Genomic DNA, 18,575 nt, shown 5'->3' on the forward strand with positions numbered 1-18,575 from the left:
TCACAACAGCTGCTCCAGCTGCCAGTTATGATGTCATTATATTACTTGGAAATGATCCTGTACATTCATTTTATGCCATTTAAAACGTACTGGTCTGAATTGATCAGCCTGAACAAGAAAAAAAGACTCTCTTGACCAAATAGCCAGAGAGTCTCTTCAATCTAAAATTTGTTGTTTCTATATTCAGGGCTTATTCGTCCTCAGAAGATTCTGAATCGTTACCTTCCGTATCTTCTGTATTCACTTCAAGAGTTGGTTCAGCAGATGATAGAGTTGGCTCCTCACCAGTTCCTCCATCCTCTAATAAATCCTCAAGCAGTTCATCTTGCTCCTCATTCTTGTTCGCACGACAAACCGTTGCAACCGAATCATCATCGCGAATATTAATCAGTCTTACCCCTTGCGTATTCCGACCCATCGTGGAGATTTCCCCCATGCTAGTACGGATCAAGGTGCCACTAGCTGTAATAATCATCAAGTCCTCTTCGGCTTTTACAACCTTGAGGCCGACAACTGGACCATTTTTATCGGTAACGTTAATCGTCTTGATCCCCTTGCCTCCGCGGCTCTGGATACGATAATCCACAGCAGGGGTACGTTTGCCATAACCCTTGGCTGTTACGATCAGAATATCCAGGTCGGTATTGACGATATCCATGCCGATTACAGCATCACTTTCATCAAGACTAATCCCTTTAACCCCTGTAGCACTACGCCCCATAGATCGTACATCACTTTCAGGGAAACGGATAGACATTCCTTGTGCTGTACCGATAATCATTTCCTGCTGTCCATCAGTCAGCTTCACTTCGATCAGGGCGTCATCTTCGCGCAAGTTAATGGCAATCAGGCCGCCTTTGCGGATATTCGCATAGTCATCAAGAGGTGTTTTCTTAATAATCCCATGTTGGGTCGCAAAGAATAGATAACTGTCCTCCACAAATTCCTCAATTGGAATTACCGCATTGATCGACTCACCCTGTTCAATCTGAATCAGGTTAATAATCGGTGTCCCCCGAGCTGTCCGGCTTAAGTCTGGAATCTCATAAGCCTTAATCCGGTATACCTTGCCCTTGTCCGTAAAGAATAACAAATGATGATGTGAATTCGTAATGAACAGATGCTCTACGAAGTCCTCATCTTTGGTATCCATACCTACTACACCACGACCACCGCGTTTTTGACTGCGATACGTAGTAACAGGAAGGCGTTTGATATATCCAGTATGGGTTACAGTAATAATAACGTCTTCACGCGGAATGAGATCCTCATCAAGAATACTTTCTTCACCCACTGTAATTTCAGTGCGACGATCATCGGCGAAGCGTCCTTTCAGCTCATTCAGCTCTTCGCTAATGATGTTGAGTACCAGATGCTCATTCGCCAAAATTTCACGGTATTCCATTATCTTTTGAATTAGCTCGTTATATTCGTTCTCGATCTTCTCACGTTCCAAACCGGTTAAGCGTTGCAGACGCATATCGAGAATAGCCTGAGCCTGCTCAAGAGTCAGCGAGAAACGCTCAATCAGTCCTTCACGGGCTGCTTCTGCAGTTTGGGAAGAACGAATCAAGGAAATAACTTCGTCCAGATGGTCAAGAGCAATACGCAAGCCTTCCAGAATGTGTGCTCTAGCTTCGGCTTTTTTCAGATCGAATTCTGTCCGACGACGAATAACCTCAACCTGATGCTTGAGATAATAATACAAGACATCTTTCAGGTTCAAAATCTTCGGCTCATTGTTTACAATCGCAAGCATATTGATACCGAAATTGGACTGCATGGCTGTATGTTTAAACAAATTATTCAGAACGACGTTCGGGTTCACATCTCTACGCAACTCGATAACGATACGCATACCCGTACGGTCGGATTCATCTCGAAGATCCGTAATGCCTTCAATACGCTTGTCACGTACTAATTCAGCAATTTTCTCGACCAGACGAGCCTTGTTCACTTGGTAAGGCAGCTCATGCACGATAATCCGTGCTTTATTGCCAATCTCTTCTATGGTGGTCTTCGCACGCATGGTCACAGATCCGCGGCCAGTCTGATACGCCTGGCGAATGCCTGAGCGACCTAAGATATAACCTGCTGTCGGGAAATCCGGCCCTTGAATGTAATCCATAAGTTCCATCGGCGTAATGTCAGGGTTTTCGATCAGCGCTTGTACACCATCGATAACCTCTCCCAAGTTATGCGGAGGAATATTGGTTGCCATACCAACTGCAATCCCGCCGACACCGTTAACCAGCAAGTTAGGATAACGTGCAGGCAATACGACAGGCTCGTTCTCTTCACCATCGTAGTTAGGCATAAAATCAACGGTCTCTTTGTTCAAATCACGGAGCATTTCCATGGCTATCTTGGACAGCCGTGCTTCAGTGTAACGCATTGCTGCTGCCATATCTCCATCCACGGAGCCAAAGTTACCGTGTCCATCCACCAACATATAACGCAAGGAAAAATCCTGCGCCATCCGCACCATCGTATCATACACAGCCGTATCACCATGAGGGTGGTACTTACCGATAACTTCACCGACGATTCTTGCCGATTTTTTATAAGGCTTATCTGGCGACATGCCTAGCTCGGACATCGCGTACAGAATACGACGGTGTACCGGCTTCAGTCCGTCCCGCACATCAGGCAAGGCACGGCTAACAATAATACTCATGGCATAATCCATAAAGGATTCGCGCATTTCCACTCCGATATCCCTATTGATGATTTGCGAGTTATTTTGATCCGCCATGCTGGTCCTCCTTCTCATCCTTCAATACAGCGCTCTCTATGTGAAAAGCCTAACAAGACACTGCCTATATACTCCGCTCCTTGCGCAGGATTTTGGCTGAAATCCTCATCTGTATAATTATATTACTTTCACAAAAAGAGCACAATTAAACGCATTTGTCCTCTTTACAGCGTAAAACCCTCGTCATTCCCCTTCTGCCTGTAGCAGATTGCTATTTTCTTGTACAACTTACAAGCCCTGATTATAACAAATTCCCCTGAACTGGGGATTAGCCCCCACCCTAAGGGCCTTTTCCACATACAATACGTATACGGTCAGGGTTCTACTTAGCAAAATTCCGAAAAACGCCGTATTTCTCTATTATATCATTGTTTTACGCGCTTGTCCTTTAGTTTCCCTTGTTTTGTTAAAGGGTGTGAATTCCAGGTACATGACTCATATTTCGAAAAGAAAGGGATGAGAATACTTGTCTATTCAGCGAGTATCCAGTAAGTGGGCCAAAACAAATGCCATTCTTCCCCATCCGACATTGGCCGCTTATATACCGGAAACACGTTTGTACACGTTTGAGCACCTGAATGAAATGTTGGCGGTGTATGGAACTGTCTATATTAAGCCGGATAATGGTACTTATGGTAAAGGGGTTATGCGCGCAGAAAGGCAGACAGAGCAGCTTACGCCGACAGAAGAAGGAATCATCGAGGAGAGAACTTGGTATGTGCTTCGCTATGAAGTAGATATCCTCACCTTTGAAAGTCTGGATGAGTTGCATAGGGTGGTTTCTTCTCGTATAAAGAAACGTCCATATCTAATACAGCGCGGAATTCCTCTTCTTCAGCATGAAGCCCGTCCCTTCGATCTGAGGGTATTAACCCAGATGAACTTGAGGCATCAATGGGAAACAACGCTTATTGTAGGACGTGTAGCTGCTCCTGACAAAGTCGTCACCAATCATCACAGCGGTGGGACAACGCGCTTTTTCAATGAACTGGTGGCTCCATACATGGATGTAAAGGAAGCCGTTCGACTGGAGCAAAAATTATCGAAAATGGGCGAGCGAGTAGCTTGGCAGCTACAAAAAAGATACCCTCGTTTAAGGGAAATCGGGTTAGATGTAGGATTGGACCAGCAAAACTATCCGTGGATTTTGGAGGTCAATACAAGACCAGCCATCAAAGTGTTCGCTTCTCTCCCAAACAAAAGCCTCTATCATAAAATATTCAGATATGCAGTAGGCTACGGCCGGTATACGGCATCCACAGGTAAACCTGTACGCTCTAAGAAAAAGGCCTAAAACATTGAAATTAAATATTCAAATCCATCCGGGCTGGTTAATGACAAGAAAAGGGACGCCCCATTTGGGCGCCCCTTGTGCACTCTTTCCTATACAATCCTAATGAACAGATAACATAGCCATCAGGATGGAATAACACACATTAGAAATCTAGGTTTTTCACGTACTTCGCATGTTCTTGGATAAAGTCGCGGCGAGGTTCTACATTGTCACCCATTAAGGTATTGAACAGCGTATCAGCCAGCATCGCGTCACTGACAGTTACCTGCAGCATTGTACGGCTCTCTGGGTCCATCGTGGTTTCCCAAAGTTGGGTCGCATTCATCTCACCCAAACCTTTATAACGCTGTACATTGTACTTCGCATTTTCTCCAAATTCCTTAATGATCTCGTCACGTTCCGCCTCAGAGTTCGCATAACGAACAACTTTGTTACGCTCAACTTTGAATAGTGGTGGCTGAGCAATGTATATATAGCCCGCATCAATGATTTTGCGCATGTAGCGATAGAAGAACGTCAGCAACAATGTGCGAATATGAGCACCATCGACATCGGCATCTGTCATGATAATGACCTTGTGGTAACGGGCTTTGGTGATGTCAAAATCATCTCCGATCCCTGTACCCATTGCTGTTACCATCGAACGTATTTCATCACTGGACAAAATACGGTCCAAGCGTGCCTTTTCAACATTCAGGATTTTACCGCGAATTGGCAAAATCGCTTGAAAGTGACGATCACGCCCCTGCTTGGCCGATCCCCCTGCTGAGTCACCTTCGACGATGTACAATTCACTGATCGAAGCGTCCTTAGAGGAGCAATCCGCCAGCTTACCTGGGAGCGAACTAATTTCCAACGCACTTTTGCGACGTGTAAGTTCACGCGCTTTGCGCGCTGCTTCCCGGGCTCGAGCTGCTTGTAATGATTTATCAACCACACGGCGGGAGACGGACGGGTTCTCCTCCAGGAATTCCTGGAGTTTCTCTGCGAACAGAGACTCGACAATTCCTCGCACTTCACTGTTGCCGAGCTTTGTTTTAGTCTGACCCTCAAACTGTGGTTCTGGGATTTTGACGGAGATGATCGCTGTCAAACCTTCGCGTACATCGTCACCAGTCAAATTGGCGTTGTTATCCTTAATCAAGCCATTTTTGCGTGCATAATCGTTAATAATCCGGGTTAATGCACTCTTGAAACCTGATTCATGAGTTCCGCCCTCATGGGTGTTGATATTGTTGGCAAAAGAATAAATATTCTCGGTATAGCTGTCGTTATATTGCAATGCAACTTCGACCTGAATCATGTCACGAGAGCCTTCGACATAAATCGGCTGTTCATGCAGTGCTTCTCTTTTTTGATTCAGAAACTGCACATATTCACTGATTCCACCCTCATAGTGAAATGTATCGCTGGCGCCTGTCCGTTCATCGGTCAAGCTAATTGCAATGCCCTTGTTCAGGAAAGCCAGCTCACGAATCCGCGTCTGCAGCGTATCATAGTCATATACGGTCGTTTCGGTAAATATTTGTTCGTCCGGATAGAAGGTCGTTTGGGTACCTGTCTCTTCTGTATCACCGATGACTCTGACATCATACTGTGGAGCACCACGATGGTATTCCTGCTCATATACATGTCCATCCCGTTTGACATGAACGATCATTTTGCTGGAGAGAGCGTTCACCACGGATACACCAACCCCGTGCAGACCACCAGACACCTTGTACCCTCCGCCTCCGAATTTACCACCTGCGTGAAGTACGGTCATTACGACTTCCAGCGCTGATTTTTTCATTTTGGCGTGTTCACTTACCGGAATACCGCGGCCGTTATCTGTAACGGTAATGCTATTATCTTTGTGAACGACAACTTGAATGCTGTTACAATAACCCGCCAGCGCTTCGTCAATACTGTTGTCCACAACTTCCCAGACCAGATGATGGAGCCCCTTGACGCTCGTGGAGCCAATATACATCCCGGGACGTTTCCGAACCGCTTCCAGGCCTTCGAGGACCTGAATCTCGCCCGCATCATAAGATGGTTGATTCATAGACATGCCTTTCACCTACTTCTATAGATTTCTATGGTTAAGCATTGGCAACAAACTGGTTTGCCCGCTTTTTGAGTGTTGTTGAGGAGATGGGGGAATAATACACCGTATTCTGAGTCACTACGATGGACTTGGCTTCCTCTTCGCCAATCATCTCGACATGCTTTTGCTGTTGAGCGTGGTTCACGTATTGTTTGGAGATTTTAGAGGATTTTTCAATCGAGATATCGAAAATAGCCACAAGCTCTGACGAGCGGATGATCTTTTCTCCACCCAGATGAATATACATACCGGTCACTCACTCCTTAGTGTTCCACATGCCCGTCGTGGACGTGATAAATATGGGCACCCTTAAGTCGTTCTGCGTTCAACGTCTCAATCCCGGTTGCCGTGATAAAGGTCTGTACCTTGCTTTGGAAAGTCTCGATCAGCTGAGTCTGACGATAGGGGTCCAGCTCGGACAATACATCATCCAGCAGCAGGATAGGATACTCCCCAATTTCCTCATGAATTAATTCTATTTCGGCCAGCTTCAAAGACAGGGCCGTCGTCCGCTGCTGCCCCTGAGAGCCATACGTATGCACTTCTCTGCCGTTAATGGCAAAGGCCAAATCATCACGATGGGGTCCCGCCAAAGTCATGCCACGGCGGATTTCCTGTTCCCTCATTTGGGATAACTTTATCATAAATCGCTCCAATAAGACAGCTTCATCTTCTTCCTCTGGCTCACCGAAAGAGGGAACATAGGCTAATTTTAACTCTTCTGTCCCACCTGCAATCCCTTCATGAATGGCTTGGGCCCACTTTTGTAGCTTTGTTATAAATTGTTTCCGCTTTTTTACAATTTTAACACCATGCTCAACAAGTTGCTCATTCCATACCTCCAGCATCAGCTGCACGGACGCCATATCTTTACCCCAAGCTTGCTTGAGCAGGTTATTCCGCTGAACCAGCACTTTCTGATATTGCTGCAAATGATACAAATATCCTGGCGCAACTTGTCCAATTTCCATGTCAAGAAACCGGCGGCGAACCCCCGGTGTTCCTTTGACAATTTCCAGATCCTCGGGCGCAAACATGACCACGTTTAACGAACCGATAAAATCGCTCAGCTTTCGCTGCTCTAGCCCGTTGATCTTTGCTTTTTTGCCTTGTGTGGATAACGAGAGATCCAATCTGATTTTCCCGTATTTCTTATCCACATCGGCAGCTAGATGGGTGGAAGTAGCCCCGAAAGAAATTAATTCCTTGTCGCGGGACGTTCGGTGACTTTTAGTTAAAGCCAATACAAAAATCGCCTCAACCAGATTCGTTTTGCCTTGCGCATTTTGTCCGATCAGCAAATTAACGGGCCCAAATTCATTCAGCTCCAGCTGTTCATAGTTCCGGTACTGCTGCAAAACAATGTTGTTCACAAACACATAGGGTCCCCCTTGTTATTCCGCACCTAAAAGGAGTCCTTGCCGTTCAGGCGATCATGCTCCTGCCGTAACCTCGAAACGTCCAATGTCCTCTACTTCTACGGTATCGCCTGGGTACAATTTTCTTCCGCGACGTTCTTCTGGCTCACCATTAACGCGGACTTGCCCCTCCTGCAGTAGGGCTTTAGCCATGCCTCCTGTGGATACACAATCGGCTAATTTCAAAAATTGATCGAGCTTGATGTATTCGGTCTGTATAGATATTGGTTTCAAGGCCTGTTCATCCTTTCGCTTGTTCGGGTGGGTGACGCTAGTTGGTTGTGCGATATGGCAGGATGATATACAGCGCATTGCTGGAATCTGCCGGTTTTAAAATAATGGGGCTCATAATGCCGGTAAAAGCAATCGTCAACTGCTCGCTGTCAATTACCTTCAGCACGTCGAGCATATATTTGGAGTTGAACGAGATTTTGAGTGGTTCTCCCTCAAATTTGGATACATTTACTTCCTCACGCACTTTACCAAGTTCAGATGAGCTGGAGGAAATCTCTAGATCACCGTTTTCCAACGATTGCATTTTTACAATATTCGTTTTTTCCTCACGGGACAGCAAATAAGCACGGTCAATAGACTCGCTCAAACTTTTTGTGTCCACAATCAGTTCTGTTTTGTAAGAAGTCGGAATAATTCTAGAAGTATCAGGATAGGTGCCGTCCAAGATGCGGGAGTAAAATAACACGCGATCCACCTTAAATAATACCTGATTGTCCGCTACGACGATATCCACAAGCATATTTTGATCCGGAATAATTCTGCTCAGCTCATTGAGCGTTTTGCCTGCAATGACAACATTGCTAAAACGCAAGCCTTCAGACGTCTCCAAATGAGCGCTACGGGTGGCAAGGCGGTGGCGGTCCGTTGCGACAAATTTCAATTCGCCCTCAGCCAGATTCCACAATACACCAGTCAAAATAGGTGTCGTTTCATGGGTAGAGATGGAGAATACCGTTTGTTTAATCATATTTTTAAGCAAATCACCTGGCACAGAGATCACTTGATTTTCTTCAATGTTGGGAAGCACCGGAAATTCTTCAGGGTCCAAACCAACGATCTGAATTTCAGTAGCACCGGATGAGATAAAGGTTTGGAATTGGTCTTTTACCTCCATACGGATCTCCTGAGACGGCAACTTTTTGATAATTTCGACAAAGAATTTAGCGGGTAGCACTACACTACCGGGTTGTTCGATCTGAACGACCGTTTGGTCACCATCCTCCATCGGAATAAAGGATTGAATAGAGATATCTGTATCGCTGGCGGTCAGTGTGACTCCCTGGTGATTCACATCCAGCTTAATACCACTCAAAATTGGAATTGTCGTCCGACTGGATATCGCTTTGGATACATGTTGTATGGCCTCGTTCAAAACGTTTTTCAGAATGCTAATCTTCATAAGTTCCTCCTACGGGTTTTAATCCTTCAAGCACGCGTTGACGCGGGCCTTATATAGGTGATGTATATCTTTAAAATATATTAGTAATAGTAATAGGCGCACTGAATATGTGGATAACTATCTGTAACCCTAATAAAATCAAGCCTATCCACATGTGTATAAATTGTGTATAGGCTCTGAACTTGTTCAGGTTGGATTTTTGATTTTTTCTATTAGGTTGTTGATAACTTTAAATAGATCCTGATCCACTTGAATGGATTTGGAGATTTTTTCGTGCGCATGAATGACAGTCGTATGATCACGTCCGCCGAAAGCTTCACCGATTTTCGGCAAAGAATAGTCGGTTAACTCACGGGAAAGATACATGGCAATCTGCCGTGGAAAAGCCACAGCCTTCGTCCGCTTACGTGCTTTGAAATCTTCCAGTCGTAGATTATAAAATTCCCCGACTTGATGCTGTATATCCTGAATCGTGATCATTTTTGGACGGCTGGATGGGATAATATCCTTTAACGCCTCAGCCGCGAGATGGCTTGATACATCCTGATTGGTTAAGGAAGAATAAGCGACAACGCGAATGAGCGCCCCTTCCAGCTCACGGATGTTTGTATCAATTTGATTTGCGATATACATCATGGCCTCATTAGGAATATCCAGGTTTTCCGCCCGCGCCTTTTTCCGAAGAATAGCAATTCTCGTCTCCAGATCCGGCGGTTGAATATCCGTAATCAGTCCCCACTCGAAGCGAGAGCGCAGCCGTTCTTCCAGCGTTGGAATTTCTTTAGGCGGCCGATCGCTTGAGATTATAATCTGCTTGCGTTCCTCATGAAGCGCATTGAACGTATGGAAAAATTCCTCTTGCGTCGATTCCTTGCCCGCAATGAATTGAATATCATCAATGAGCAAAATATCAATGTTGCGATATTTATTCCGGAAACTTTCCCCACGGTTGTCGCGGATGGCATTAATGAATTCGTTCGTAAACTTCTCCGACGATAAATAAACGACCTTGCTGGTCGGATTGTGCTCCAAAATATAGTGTCCGATAGCATGCATCAGATGCGTTTTCCCCAGACCTACACCACCGTATAGAAACAGCGGATTGTAAGCTTTGGCCGGCGCCTCGGCGACGGCCAGCGATGCCGCATGGGCAAAACGGTTCCCCGATCCGATGACAAATGTATCGAATGTATATTTGGGATTCAGCATATGGGACACAGCTTCTTCTTGAACGACCGGCTGCTGCTGAGGTTGTTGCTGAAGGTCGACCTCGGCGGGCTTGTTCTCTTCAATAACGAACTTGACCTCTAAATGCTTGCCCAAAATCTCATAAACCGTTGCCCCGACTAACTTGGTATAGCGGCTTTCAAGCCATTCCACGGCAAAAGTTGTCGGTGCAGAAATCACAATGGAGTGGTCATTTAGTTTCGCTGCCTTGGTAGCCTTAAACCAAGTATCGTAACTCGGCTTACTCAGCTTGGTTTGTATAATGGATAGAATTTGCTGCCATAGTTCAGAGGTATGGCTGTCCACAGACGTCACTCCTTTTAAATCCTGACATTTTACCGAATTAAGCTGCAGAGAGCTGCTCTCGGCGCTTCGGCAAAACGCCTAAAATCACAAAAATATTGTTTGAAGGCCATAAAAAGACATACCGCCGCCTAAATCATGCGGCAGTGTAGTGAGAGAACGCAGCACAAAATGCCCTGAAAAATAGTAATGGAAAATTCCACTGCTGATCAGCAGAAGAAGGGCGATATTTCTCAGGAGGGAATGTGCGGCACGATCCGTTCTCTTGATCCCGCAGGCCAAAACGGGACTGCAATATGTCGAAATCAAATGAAAAATGTAGAATATATCCCCAGAATCCCGAATCCGCACAAAAATAAAAAGATGGATAAATTGAACTTGTTCACAACTTTATCCACAGGGTGTTGATAATATGGAGGGTAAAACAACATATTCACATTCAAAAGTAATATCATCATAGCAAAAGAAGCCTTGTATTTCAATGACTCGTGGTTATTTATCCACAAATTCAATCTGTTGTGTACAATTTTTATTCACAACACAAGATATTGTTTATAATTTGTTCAGTTTTCGACAATAACTCTTTTTCACTCTAAAATGTTATGCACAGGTTATGACCATTTAAATCACAATTCCATTCTTTTTGTGGATCTGTGTATAACACCTATTGCCTTTTGGTTACAGCGGCTTGTTTTTGTGTTGAAAATTTCCGGTAACGTTTCCGACATTATTTTTGGCAAATCAGATGGTGGGGATCTGAAACGGCGTGGGTTCAAATGCGGAAATAAATAAATGAAAAAAAGCAGTTAAAAGAGCAGTATATGTGAGGGACGAAATTCACAGTAAAATGTTGATGAATATTGATCATGGAGAAGAAACGAAAAAATCAGGAATAAAGGGGAAGAAAAGAGTAGAGCGAATGATGGGGGAAGACGGAGAGGGTTTCTGAATGTGAAAAAGAGGGAGAGAATTCAGAAGTACATTGACTTTGGCCGCTATTTGTGGTTAAATGTACAAAGGTGTTTTTTGTGGAGATTGCTATGTTAGGTATATTCCATATAAAACGTATTCCTTGTAAGGAGGTGCAGCACAATGAGACCGACTTTCAGACCGAATGTCAGCAAACGTAAAAAAGTTCACGGCTTCCGTAAAAGAATGAGCACGAAGAATGGCCGTAAAGTTTTGGCAGCTCGTCGCCAAAAAGGTAGAAAAGTATTGAGTGCGTAATGCGTGCATAAAGACCACTACGGTGGTCTTTTTTTTCATAATTGAAGTATTTATGGATCGGATTGCTTCTTCTAATTGTAGAAATGTAGTGTAAAAAGAGGGACAAGTCCTGCATCCTGCTCTATATTAGATGAAGTTTTTGAAAACGGATATAAAATAAGCGAGATTACCATGTTGGAATATTGTCCATACTTCTTACTATATAAGAGGTAAGGGTTGCTTACCGATATGTGTAAAAGAGATGAGCAAGGAGAAGCGCCGTGCAAAAAAAATTGCGTCTACGAAACCGGGCGGACTTTGGGCGCGTATACCGCCATGGCAAATCTTTTGCCAACCATCAGTTTGTGGTGTACTGGTTCCGCCGCAGAGAGGTAGAGCAGTTCCGCGTCGGAATTTCGGCTAGCAAGAAGATCGGCAATGCAGTTGTCCGCAACCGGATGCGCAGGATCGTTAAGGAAATCGTGCGCCATCATGAGCAGGAATTGGTGGAGCAGATTGACCTGATTTTTATCGTTCGTAAGGGTGCGGTTACAAAGTCGTATCAAGAGCTGGAGAAAAGCGTGCTGCACGTTTTGCGCAAAGCCTCACTGCTCAAGTCTACGCGCCGATAATCAGTATCTTTGTCCTACAGGATATGGTATGATTTACGTTGGAATGGATTGGTTAAGAAAGGGGTTATGAAGTGTCGCGTTTGAAGACTCAACGGGGAAAATGGTTCCTCCTGATTGCCTTATTGGCACTTGTTGCTGTGCTGTCCGGATGTACCCAGGCGGCTCACAATTCTTACACGACGGCAGACTTGGCCAATGGATCTTGGTGGCAAAGATATGTCGTTTACTGGTTTTCGTATGCGCTGGATACATTTGCCCAATGGTTCTCTGGAGAATATGGCCTGGCCGTACTGATTCTGGTGATCATCGTGCGTACCATTATTTTGCCGCTTACACTCAAGCAGGTACGCAGTTCCAGAGCAATGCAGGCTATTCAGCCGCAATTAAAAGAAATTCAAGCGAAATACAAGGATACACCTGAGCGAGTCCAGCAAGAAACGATGAAATTGTTTCAAGAAAACAAGGTTAACCCAATGGCGGGCTGTCTGCCTTTGTTAGTACAGATGCCCATTTTTATCGCGCTTTATAATGCCATTTATTATAACTCGGCATTGCGGGATCATGACTTTTTGTGGCTCCAGTTAGGTAAACCGGATCACTTCTTTATCCTGCCGATTCTAGCAGCGATTACGACTTTTATCCAAACTTGGATGATGATGAAAATGAATCCGACACCGCAGCAAGGACCAATGCAATTTTTGCTGTATGTCTATCCGGTGCTGATTCTATTCATGTCGTATAACTTCCCGTCTGCTTTGCCGTTGTACTGGTTCTTCAGTAATATTTACACGATTGTTCAAAACTATTTCCTTTATCGGAATAATGATAAGGACGCAGCATTGGCTAATGTGAAAACAGCCAGTCTCACGAAAACAGCTTCCTCTAATGGTAAGAAAAAAAGTGGTAAAAACACGAAGGGGGCTAAAAAGTCGAGATGACCAAAGTCGTGACATCAGGAAAAACCGTTGAAGATGCTGTAAGACAAGGACTCTCCCAGCTGGGAGTAAGCCGTGAACGGGTAACCGTAAACGTGTTGGAACAGCCGTCAAAAGGATTCCTGGGGTGGCTAGGGGTCAAAAAGGCGAAGGTGGAGCTTACGCTGCTTTCTGAGCCGTCTCCTGAAACCACACACACGGCTGAACCTCATGTATCGGCTCAAGCACCTTCTGACGTGGGACAGGCTGTATCACAAGCTGGGTCTGTTGCGCAGGAAGCGCAGAGGAACATGGAAGCATCCAGGGGACATATAGATCCTTATGAAGAGGCGGTGCGTTTCATCCGTGAAACTGCTGCAGGCATGGGACTGGACGTCGAAGTCGATGTCCGTCATCGCAAGGATGAAAGTACTCTGGATATCTCCGGTCCATCGCTCGGTATGCTAATTGGCCGCAGAGGACAGACATTAGATGCCTTGCAGTACCTGACGAATATTGTTGCTAACCGTCATTCTGATAAATTTATCCGAATTGTGCTGGATGCCGAGCAATTTCGTGCACGTCGGCGGAAAACGCTGGAGGATTTGGCGGAACGATTAGCGAACCAAGCTGTTCGCTATGGCAAGGAAGTGGTACTGGAGCCAATGCCGTCCCAGGAGCGGAAGCTGATTCACGCCAAGCTCCAGCAGCATGCGCTGGTTAGAACATACAGCAAGGGGGACGAGCCTAATCGGCGCGTTGTCATTGCCAAGAAATAATCCGACGCAATGGCTCTCTGCAAGCTGCAGAAGCCATTGCTTTTTTTCTTATATTTCACACTGAACGGGTGCCGTCCTTGATGAAGGGCGGCAATGCCGTTTTACTTGATAGGAGGTAGAAACGATATGCTGAGCGATACCATAGCTGCCATTGCAACGGCTGTCGGCGAGGGCGGCATTGCAGTTGTGCGGGTCAGCGGTCCAGAAGCGGTCACGGAAGTGGAGGCTTTGTTCCGTAGTAAAACGCCCTTAAGTAAGGTTCCGACGCACACGGTACACTATGGACATATTATAGATCCTCAAAGCCAAGAGAAGGTGGAGGAAGTTTTAGTTACAGTGATGCGGGCACCACGCTCTTTTACAACAGAAGATGTGGTAGAGATCAGCACTCATGGCGGGGTGGTAGCCGTTAAACGAGTGATGGATTTGTTACTGCTGCAAAATATACGTCTGGCTGAGCCAGGTGAATTTACGAAACGTGCTTTTTTGAATGGTCGTATTGATCTGAGTCAAGCGGAGGGCGTCATTGACTTAATTCGCTCCAAATCGGATAAAGCCTTTTCGATGGCTTTGAAGCAGGTGGATGGTCAACTGTCCCAGAATATTCGTCGTTTGCGTCATGTTTTGGTTGAGACACTTGCTCATATCGAAGTAAACATTGATTACCCTGAGCATGATGTAGAATCCTTTACGTCTGAGTTAATCAAGGATAAAAGCAGCCAGGTCATGGCGGAAATTGATCGGCTGTTGCATACAGCGGAGCAGGGGAAAATTTTGCGTGAAGGGCTGACTACAGCGATTGTCGGAAGGCCGAATGTAGGCAAATCGTCACTGCTAAACACACTGGCTCAGGGCGAACGGGCGATTGTGACCGATATTCCGGGTACGACCCGTGACGTTATTGAGGAGTATGTGACGATTAATAATATTCCGCTCAAGTTGCTGGATACAGCTGGAATCCGGGAAACGATGGACGTCGTGGAACGGATCGGGGTAGAGCGTTCGAGAACGGCAGTGAGTGAAGCGGATCTGCTGCTCATCGTCATTAATGCCAACGAACCACTGCACGAGGATGAAATGGCATTAATGGAACAAATCCGCGGTAGACAAGCGATTGTTATTATGAATAAAATGGACTTACCGGCCCAAATAGACCGGGATTTGTTGCTGCGCTATGTTCCTGAAGAGCTTATTGTGCCGATGTCTGTGAAGGAAAATGAGGGAGCAGATCGGCTGGAGCAGGCTATATCGAATTTATTCTTTAGCGGCAAGCTGGAATCAGCGGATATGACGTATGTCAGCAATGTACGGCATATTGCTTTGCTGAAGAAAGCGCGCCAATCATTGGTAGATGCCTATGAAGCTGCTGATCAATTAGTTCCGATTGATATGATCCAGATTGATGTAAGGCTGGCATGGGAGCAGTTGGGTGAGATTGTAGGCGATACTGCGCATGATGCGTTAATAGATCAAATATTTTCACAATTCTGTCTGGGTAAGTAGAACATTCAAGCATGGCTGTTTTAAGCCTGCTATCGTTATAGATACACAAGAACATACTCGGGGTGAAAACTCGAATGTATAAGGAGGTAAGAGAGGTATGGGATATCAAGGAGGCGACTATGATGTGATTATCGTCGGTGCGGGCCATGCGGGCGTAGAATCCGCCTTGGCAGCAGCACGGATGGGCTGTCGTACATTGATGATCACAATTAACCTGGATATGGTCGCATTCATGCCCTGCAACCCGTCTATTGGTGGTCCCGCAAAGGGTCATGTAGTACGGGAAATTGATGCATTGGGCGGCGAAATGGGTCGGAATATCGACAAGACATTTATCCAAATGAGAATGTTAAATACTGGTAAGGGTCCTGCCGTGCATGCCTTGCGTGCGCAAGCAGACAAGTTTTCTTATCAGCATGCGATGAAGGAAACGATGGAGAAGGAACCGAATCTGACCTTACGCCAAGGTATGGTTGAAGAACTGATTATAGAAGACGGTAAATGCGTAGGTGTCATTACGAAGACGGGCACAGAGTATCGTAGTAAAGCAGTTGTCCTGACTACTGGCACCTATCTGCGCGGGAAAATCATTATGGGTGAGCTGATGTATGAGAGTGGTCCGAACAATCAGCAGCCTTCGTTGAGACTTTCTGAACATTTGAGAGAGCTTGGTTTTGATCTAGTTCGGTTTAAGACAGGAACACCACCACGTGTGCATAAGGATACAATCGATTTTAGTAAAACAGAAATACAGCCAGGCGATGATCAGCCGAAGTTCTTCTCCTATGAAACGAAGTCCTCGGATAATGAGCAGCTTCCTTGCTGGCTGACGTATACTTCAGTGGAAACACATCAGATTATTAATGATAATTTGCATCGTGCACCGATGTTCTCGGGTCTGATTGAAGGAACGGGACCACGTTATTGCCCATCTATTGAAGATAAAGTGGTGCGTTTCAGTGATAAGCCGAAGCACCAAATCTTTTTGGAGCCTGAGGGTAAAAACACATCTGAATACTATGTTCAAGGCTTGTCGACAAGCTTGCCAGAAGATGTGCAATTAGCAGTACTGCGTACCATTCCAGGGATGGAAAAGGTAGAAATGATGCGTAATGGTTACGCTATTGAATATGATGCGATGGTACCTACTCAGTTGTGGCCTACTTTGGAAACGAAAAAAGTACCTGGCTTATTCACGGCAGGTCAAATTAACGGGACATCTGGTTATGAAGAAGCTGCGGGTCAAGGAATTATGGCTGGTATTAATGCAGCTCGTAAGGTGCAGGGCAAAGAGCCCGTCGTACTGGATCGTTCTCAAGGCTACATTGGGGTTCTGATTGACGATCTGGTGACGAAGGGTACAAATGAGCCATATCGCTTGCTGACCTCCCGTGCAGAATACCGTCTGTTGCTGCGGCATGATAACGCGGATCTGCGATTGACTCCGATCGGGCATGATATCGGCCTGATTACTGATGAACGATACGAGCGCTTTTTGGATAAAAAACAAAAGGTAGAGCAAGAAATTGAGCGTTTGCGTTTAGCTAAAGTTCGTCCGGTTGATGTAAATGAGATGCTGGAGCAAGGCGGATCTGCACCGATACAGGACGGCAGTAATCTATTGACGGTGCTGCGTCGACCTGAGATCAGCTATGCACAAGTGGCACAAATTTCACCTTCACCTGTAGCCCTTACTGAGGAAGAGCAAGAACAGGTGGAAATCCAAATTAAGTATGCGGGCTACATTGAAAAGCAGTTGATGCATGTAGAACGCCTGCAAAAGATGGAGAAGAAGAAGCTTCCAGAGGATATCGCATACAATGAAGTTCAAGGCTTGGCCATTGAAGCCAAGCAGAAACTTGAGAAGATTCGTCCGATGTCCATTGGTCAGGCATCCCGTATCTCCGGTGTAACCCCTGCAGATATTTCCATTTTGCTGGTTTATCTGGAGCACTATAACCGTGTAACGGCAGCGAGGGGATCTTAATGGACGCGATACAACAGCAGTTCAAGCAGCGGCTGGCAGAGCATAGCATTGTGATTAATGACAGTCAGTTAGAGCAGTTTGAAACATATTACCGTGTGCTGGTTGAATGGAATGAAAAAATGAACCTGACGGGTATTACTGAGCGAGAAGCGGTGTACACCAAGCATTTTTACGATTCTGTTTCACTTGCCTTTTATGTTCCGTTAAATGATGTGGAGAGCCTGGCTGACATTGGGTCAGGCGCAGGTTTTCCTGGTATCCCTTTGAAAATATGTTTTCCACATATTCAATTGACCATTGTAGACTCATTGAACAAACGGATACAATTCTTAGCACATGTTGTAGAGCAGTTGGAACTGGAAAATGTCGAACTGATTCACAGTAGGGCAGAGGAATTAGGACGCAAAGTAGGATATCGTGATAGCTATGATCTGGTCACAGCCCGAGCCGTTGCCCGTCTCGCGGTACTAAATGAATTTTGTCTGCCTTTTGTCCGTGAAGGAGGGCACTTTGCAGCGATGAAGGGTAGCGATCCAACCGAAGAAATCAAGGAAGCTTCCTACAGTTTGAAAGAGCTGAAGGGGAGAATTAAGCATGTTCAGGCCTTCCAGCTACCTGTTGAGGATGCAGCTAGACATATGATTATTATTGAAAAAAGAGCAGCTACACCACGGAAATACCCGCGTAAGCCAGGTACTCCTTTGAAGGCTCCGTTAGTGTAAATGTTTGAAAGAAAGTGAATGTTTCACGTGAAACATTCACTTTTTTTATGGTTTATAGATCTTTGCTTAAGAAGACTCCTTGCGTAATACCCTCTACATAATTTTATTCTTTTATCCTTTCGAAAAGCTGGTAGAGACGATAGGATTATGACTGGAAAAGTGATAGAATAGAGATAATCGTTTTAGTGTAAGTTGGCTGCTTCCCGTACTCATGATTTCAGATATACATATAGGGAAGTGGGACAACAAATGTCAGGGGAGTACGTGGAGTGTACCCGCTTACGGCGCTGTTTCATATAGAAGGGTCTACAATCCCCGTAAGGAACTGTTTT

At 45.4% G+C, this 18,575-nt stretch carries 15 protein-coding genes; 8 read left to right on the top strand and 7 right to left on the bottom strand.

Annotated features, from left to right (window positions below; genetic code table 11):
- Positions 1–190: 190 nt before the first annotated feature.
- On the bottom strand, positions 191–2,755 hold the full coding sequence (gene gyrA / locus BN1546_RS11285) for a DNA gyrase subunit A (protein WP_040102452.1): 2,565 nt from the start codon (positions 2,753–2,755) through the stop codon (positions 191–193).
- 466 nt (positions 2,756–3,221) lie between these two features.
- On the opposite strand from gyrA, the gene BN1546_RS11290 reads away from it, so the two are divergent.
- Positions 3,222–4,049, top strand: a complete 828-nt coding sequence (locus BN1546_RS11290; protein WP_090737508.1) for a YheC/YheD family protein — start codon at positions 3,222–3,224, stop codon at positions 4,047–4,049.
- A 142-nt stretch (positions 4,050–4,191) separates the two neighbouring features.
- Here the strand turns inward: BN1546_RS11290 and gyrB are convergent, their stop codons facing one another.
- The 6 genes from gyrB to dnaA all read right to left on the bottom strand — a co-directional run bounded on the left by gyrB (position 4,192) and on the right by dnaA (position 10,503).
- A complete protein-coding gene (gene gyrB, locus BN1546_RS11295) occupies positions 4,192–6,102 on the bottom strand; it encodes a DNA topoisomerase (ATP-hydrolyzing) subunit B (protein ID WP_013368648.1) in 1,911 nt (636 codons plus the stop codon).
- Positions 6,103–6,133: 31 nt separating this feature from the next.
- Positions 6,134–6,385: an extracellular matrix regulator RemB gene (gene remB / locus BN1546_RS11300; protein ID WP_007433255.1), complete on the bottom strand. Its 252-nt coding sequence runs from the start codon at positions 6,383–6,385 to the stop codon at positions 6,134–6,136.
- 16 nt (positions 6,386–6,401) lie between these two features.
- Positions 6,402–7,517: a DNA replication/repair protein RecF gene (gene recF / locus BN1546_RS11305; protein WP_058830899.1), complete on the bottom strand. Its 1,116-nt coding sequence runs from the start codon at positions 7,515–7,517 to the stop codon at positions 6,402–6,404.
- A 54-nt stretch (positions 7,518–7,571) separates the two neighbouring features.
- The gene (gene yaaA / locus BN1546_RS11310; protein WP_016822440.1) at positions 7,572–7,790 is read right to left on the bottom strand and encodes a S4 domain-containing protein YaaA; all 219 of its coding nucleotides are present in this window, start codon (positions 7,788–7,790) and stop codon (positions 7,572–7,574) included.
- A 37-nt stretch (positions 7,791–7,827) separates the two neighbouring features.
- Positions 7,828–8,970, bottom strand: a complete 1,143-nt coding sequence (gene dnaN / locus BN1546_RS11315) for a DNA polymerase III subunit beta (protein ID WP_013368645.1) — start codon at positions 8,968–8,970, stop codon at positions 7,828–7,830.
- 186 nt (positions 8,971–9,156) lie between these two features.
- Complete coding sequence (gene dnaA / locus BN1546_RS11320; RefSeq protein WP_013368644.1) at positions 9,157–10,503, bottom strand: chromosomal replication initiator protein DnaA; 1,347 nt, start codon at positions 10,501–10,503, stop codon at positions 9,157–9,159.
- A 1,089-nt stretch (positions 10,504–11,592) separates the two neighbouring features.
- Here dnaA and rpmH point away from each other — a divergent pair.
- From rpmH to rsmG, 7 genes are all read left to right on the top strand, one after another.
- A complete protein-coding gene (rpmH, locus tag BN1546_RS11325) occupies positions 11,593–11,727 on the top strand; it encodes a 50S ribosomal protein L34 (RefSeq protein ID WP_007433250.1) in 135 nt (44 codons plus the stop codon).
- A 260-nt stretch (positions 11,728–11,987) separates the two neighbouring features.
- Positions 11,988–12,338: a ribonuclease P protein component gene (gene rnpA, locus BN1546_RS11330; RefSeq protein WP_013373922.1), complete on the top strand. Its 351-nt coding sequence runs from the start codon at positions 11,988–11,990 to the stop codon at positions 12,336–12,338.
- Between the two features lie 71 nt (positions 12,339–12,409).
- The gene (locus BN1546_RS11335; protein ID WP_058830900.1) at positions 12,410–13,276 is read left to right on the top strand and encodes a YidC/Oxa1 family membrane protein insertase; all 867 of its coding nucleotides are present in this window, start codon (positions 12,410–12,412) and stop codon (positions 13,274–13,276) included.
- Positions 13,273–14,031 carry an RNA-binding cell elongation regulator Jag/EloR gene (jag, locus tag BN1546_RS11340; RefSeq protein WP_013373920.1) on the top strand — a complete coding sequence of 253 codons (759 nt, stop codon included), beginning with the start codon at positions 13,273–13,275 and terminating at the stop codon, positions 14,029–14,031. The genes BN1546_RS11335 and jag overlap by 4 nt, the downstream gene beginning before the upstream one ends.
- Before the next feature lie 126 nt (positions 14,032–14,157).
- Entirely contained in the window at positions 14,158–15,534 is a 1,377-nt protein-coding gene (gene mnmE / locus BN1546_RS11345) for a tRNA uridine-5-carboxymethylaminomethyl(34) synthesis GTPase MnmE (RefSeq protein ID WP_013373919.1), read from the top strand.
- A gap of 97 nt (positions 15,535–15,631) precedes the next feature.
- On the top strand, positions 15,632–17,521 hold the full coding sequence (mnmG, locus tag BN1546_RS11350) for a tRNA uridine-5-carboxymethylaminomethyl(34) synthesis enzyme MnmG (protein WP_013373918.1): 1,890 nt from the start codon (positions 15,632–15,634) through the stop codon (positions 17,519–17,521).
- Positions 17,521–18,243, top strand: coding sequence for a 16S rRNA (guanine(527)-N(7))-methyltransferase RsmG (gene rsmG / locus BN1546_RS11355; RefSeq protein WP_090737510.1), 723 nt, complete (start codon positions 17,521–17,523; stop codon positions 18,241–18,243). Before mnmG ends, rsmG begins: the two co-directional genes overlap by 1 nt.
- Positions 18,244–18,575: the final 332 nt, after the last annotated feature.

The sequence above is a fragment of the Paenibacillus sp. Mc5Re-14 genome (genome assembly GCF_001049835.1).
Taxonomy (GTDB): domain Bacteria; phylum Bacillota; class Bacilli; order Paenibacillales; family Paenibacillaceae; genus Paenibacillus; species Paenibacillus polymyxa_C.

Excerpts from the sequence above, each read along its gene's own strand:
- jag (WP_013373920.1), top strand. The coding sequence starts at position 13,273 with ATGACCAAAGTCGTGACATCAGGAAAAACCGTTGAAGATGCTGTAAGA.
- rsmG (WP_090737510.1), top strand. The coding sequence starts at position 17,521 with ATGGACGCGATACAACAGCAGTTCAAGCAGCGGCTGGCAGAGCATAGC.
- rpmH (WP_007433250.1), top strand. The coding sequence starts at position 11,593 with ATGAGACCGACTTTCAGACCGAATGTCAGCAAACGTAAAAAAGTTCAC.
- mnmE (WP_013373919.1), top strand. The coding sequence starts at position 14,158 with ATGCTGAGCGATACCATAGCTGCCATTGCAACGGCTGTCGGCGAGGGC.
- remB (WP_007433255.1), bottom strand. The coding sequence starts at position 6,385 with ATGTATATTCATCTGGGTGGAGAAAAGATCATCCGCTCGTCAGAGCTT.
- gyrB (WP_013368648.1), bottom strand. The coding sequence starts at position 6,102 with ATGTCTATGAATCAACCATCTTATGATGCGGGCGAGATTCAGGTCCTC.
- dnaN (WP_013368645.1), bottom strand. The coding sequence starts at position 8,970 with ATGAAGATTAGCATTCTGAAAAACGTTTTGAACGAGGCCATACAACAT.
- mnmG (WP_013373918.1), top strand. The coding sequence starts at position 15,632 with ATGGGATATCAAGGAGGCGACTATGATGTGATTATCGTCGGTGCGGGC.
- gyrA (WP_040102452.1), bottom strand. The coding sequence starts at position 2,755 with ATGGCGGATCAAAATAACTCGCAAATCATCAATAGGGATATCGGAGTG.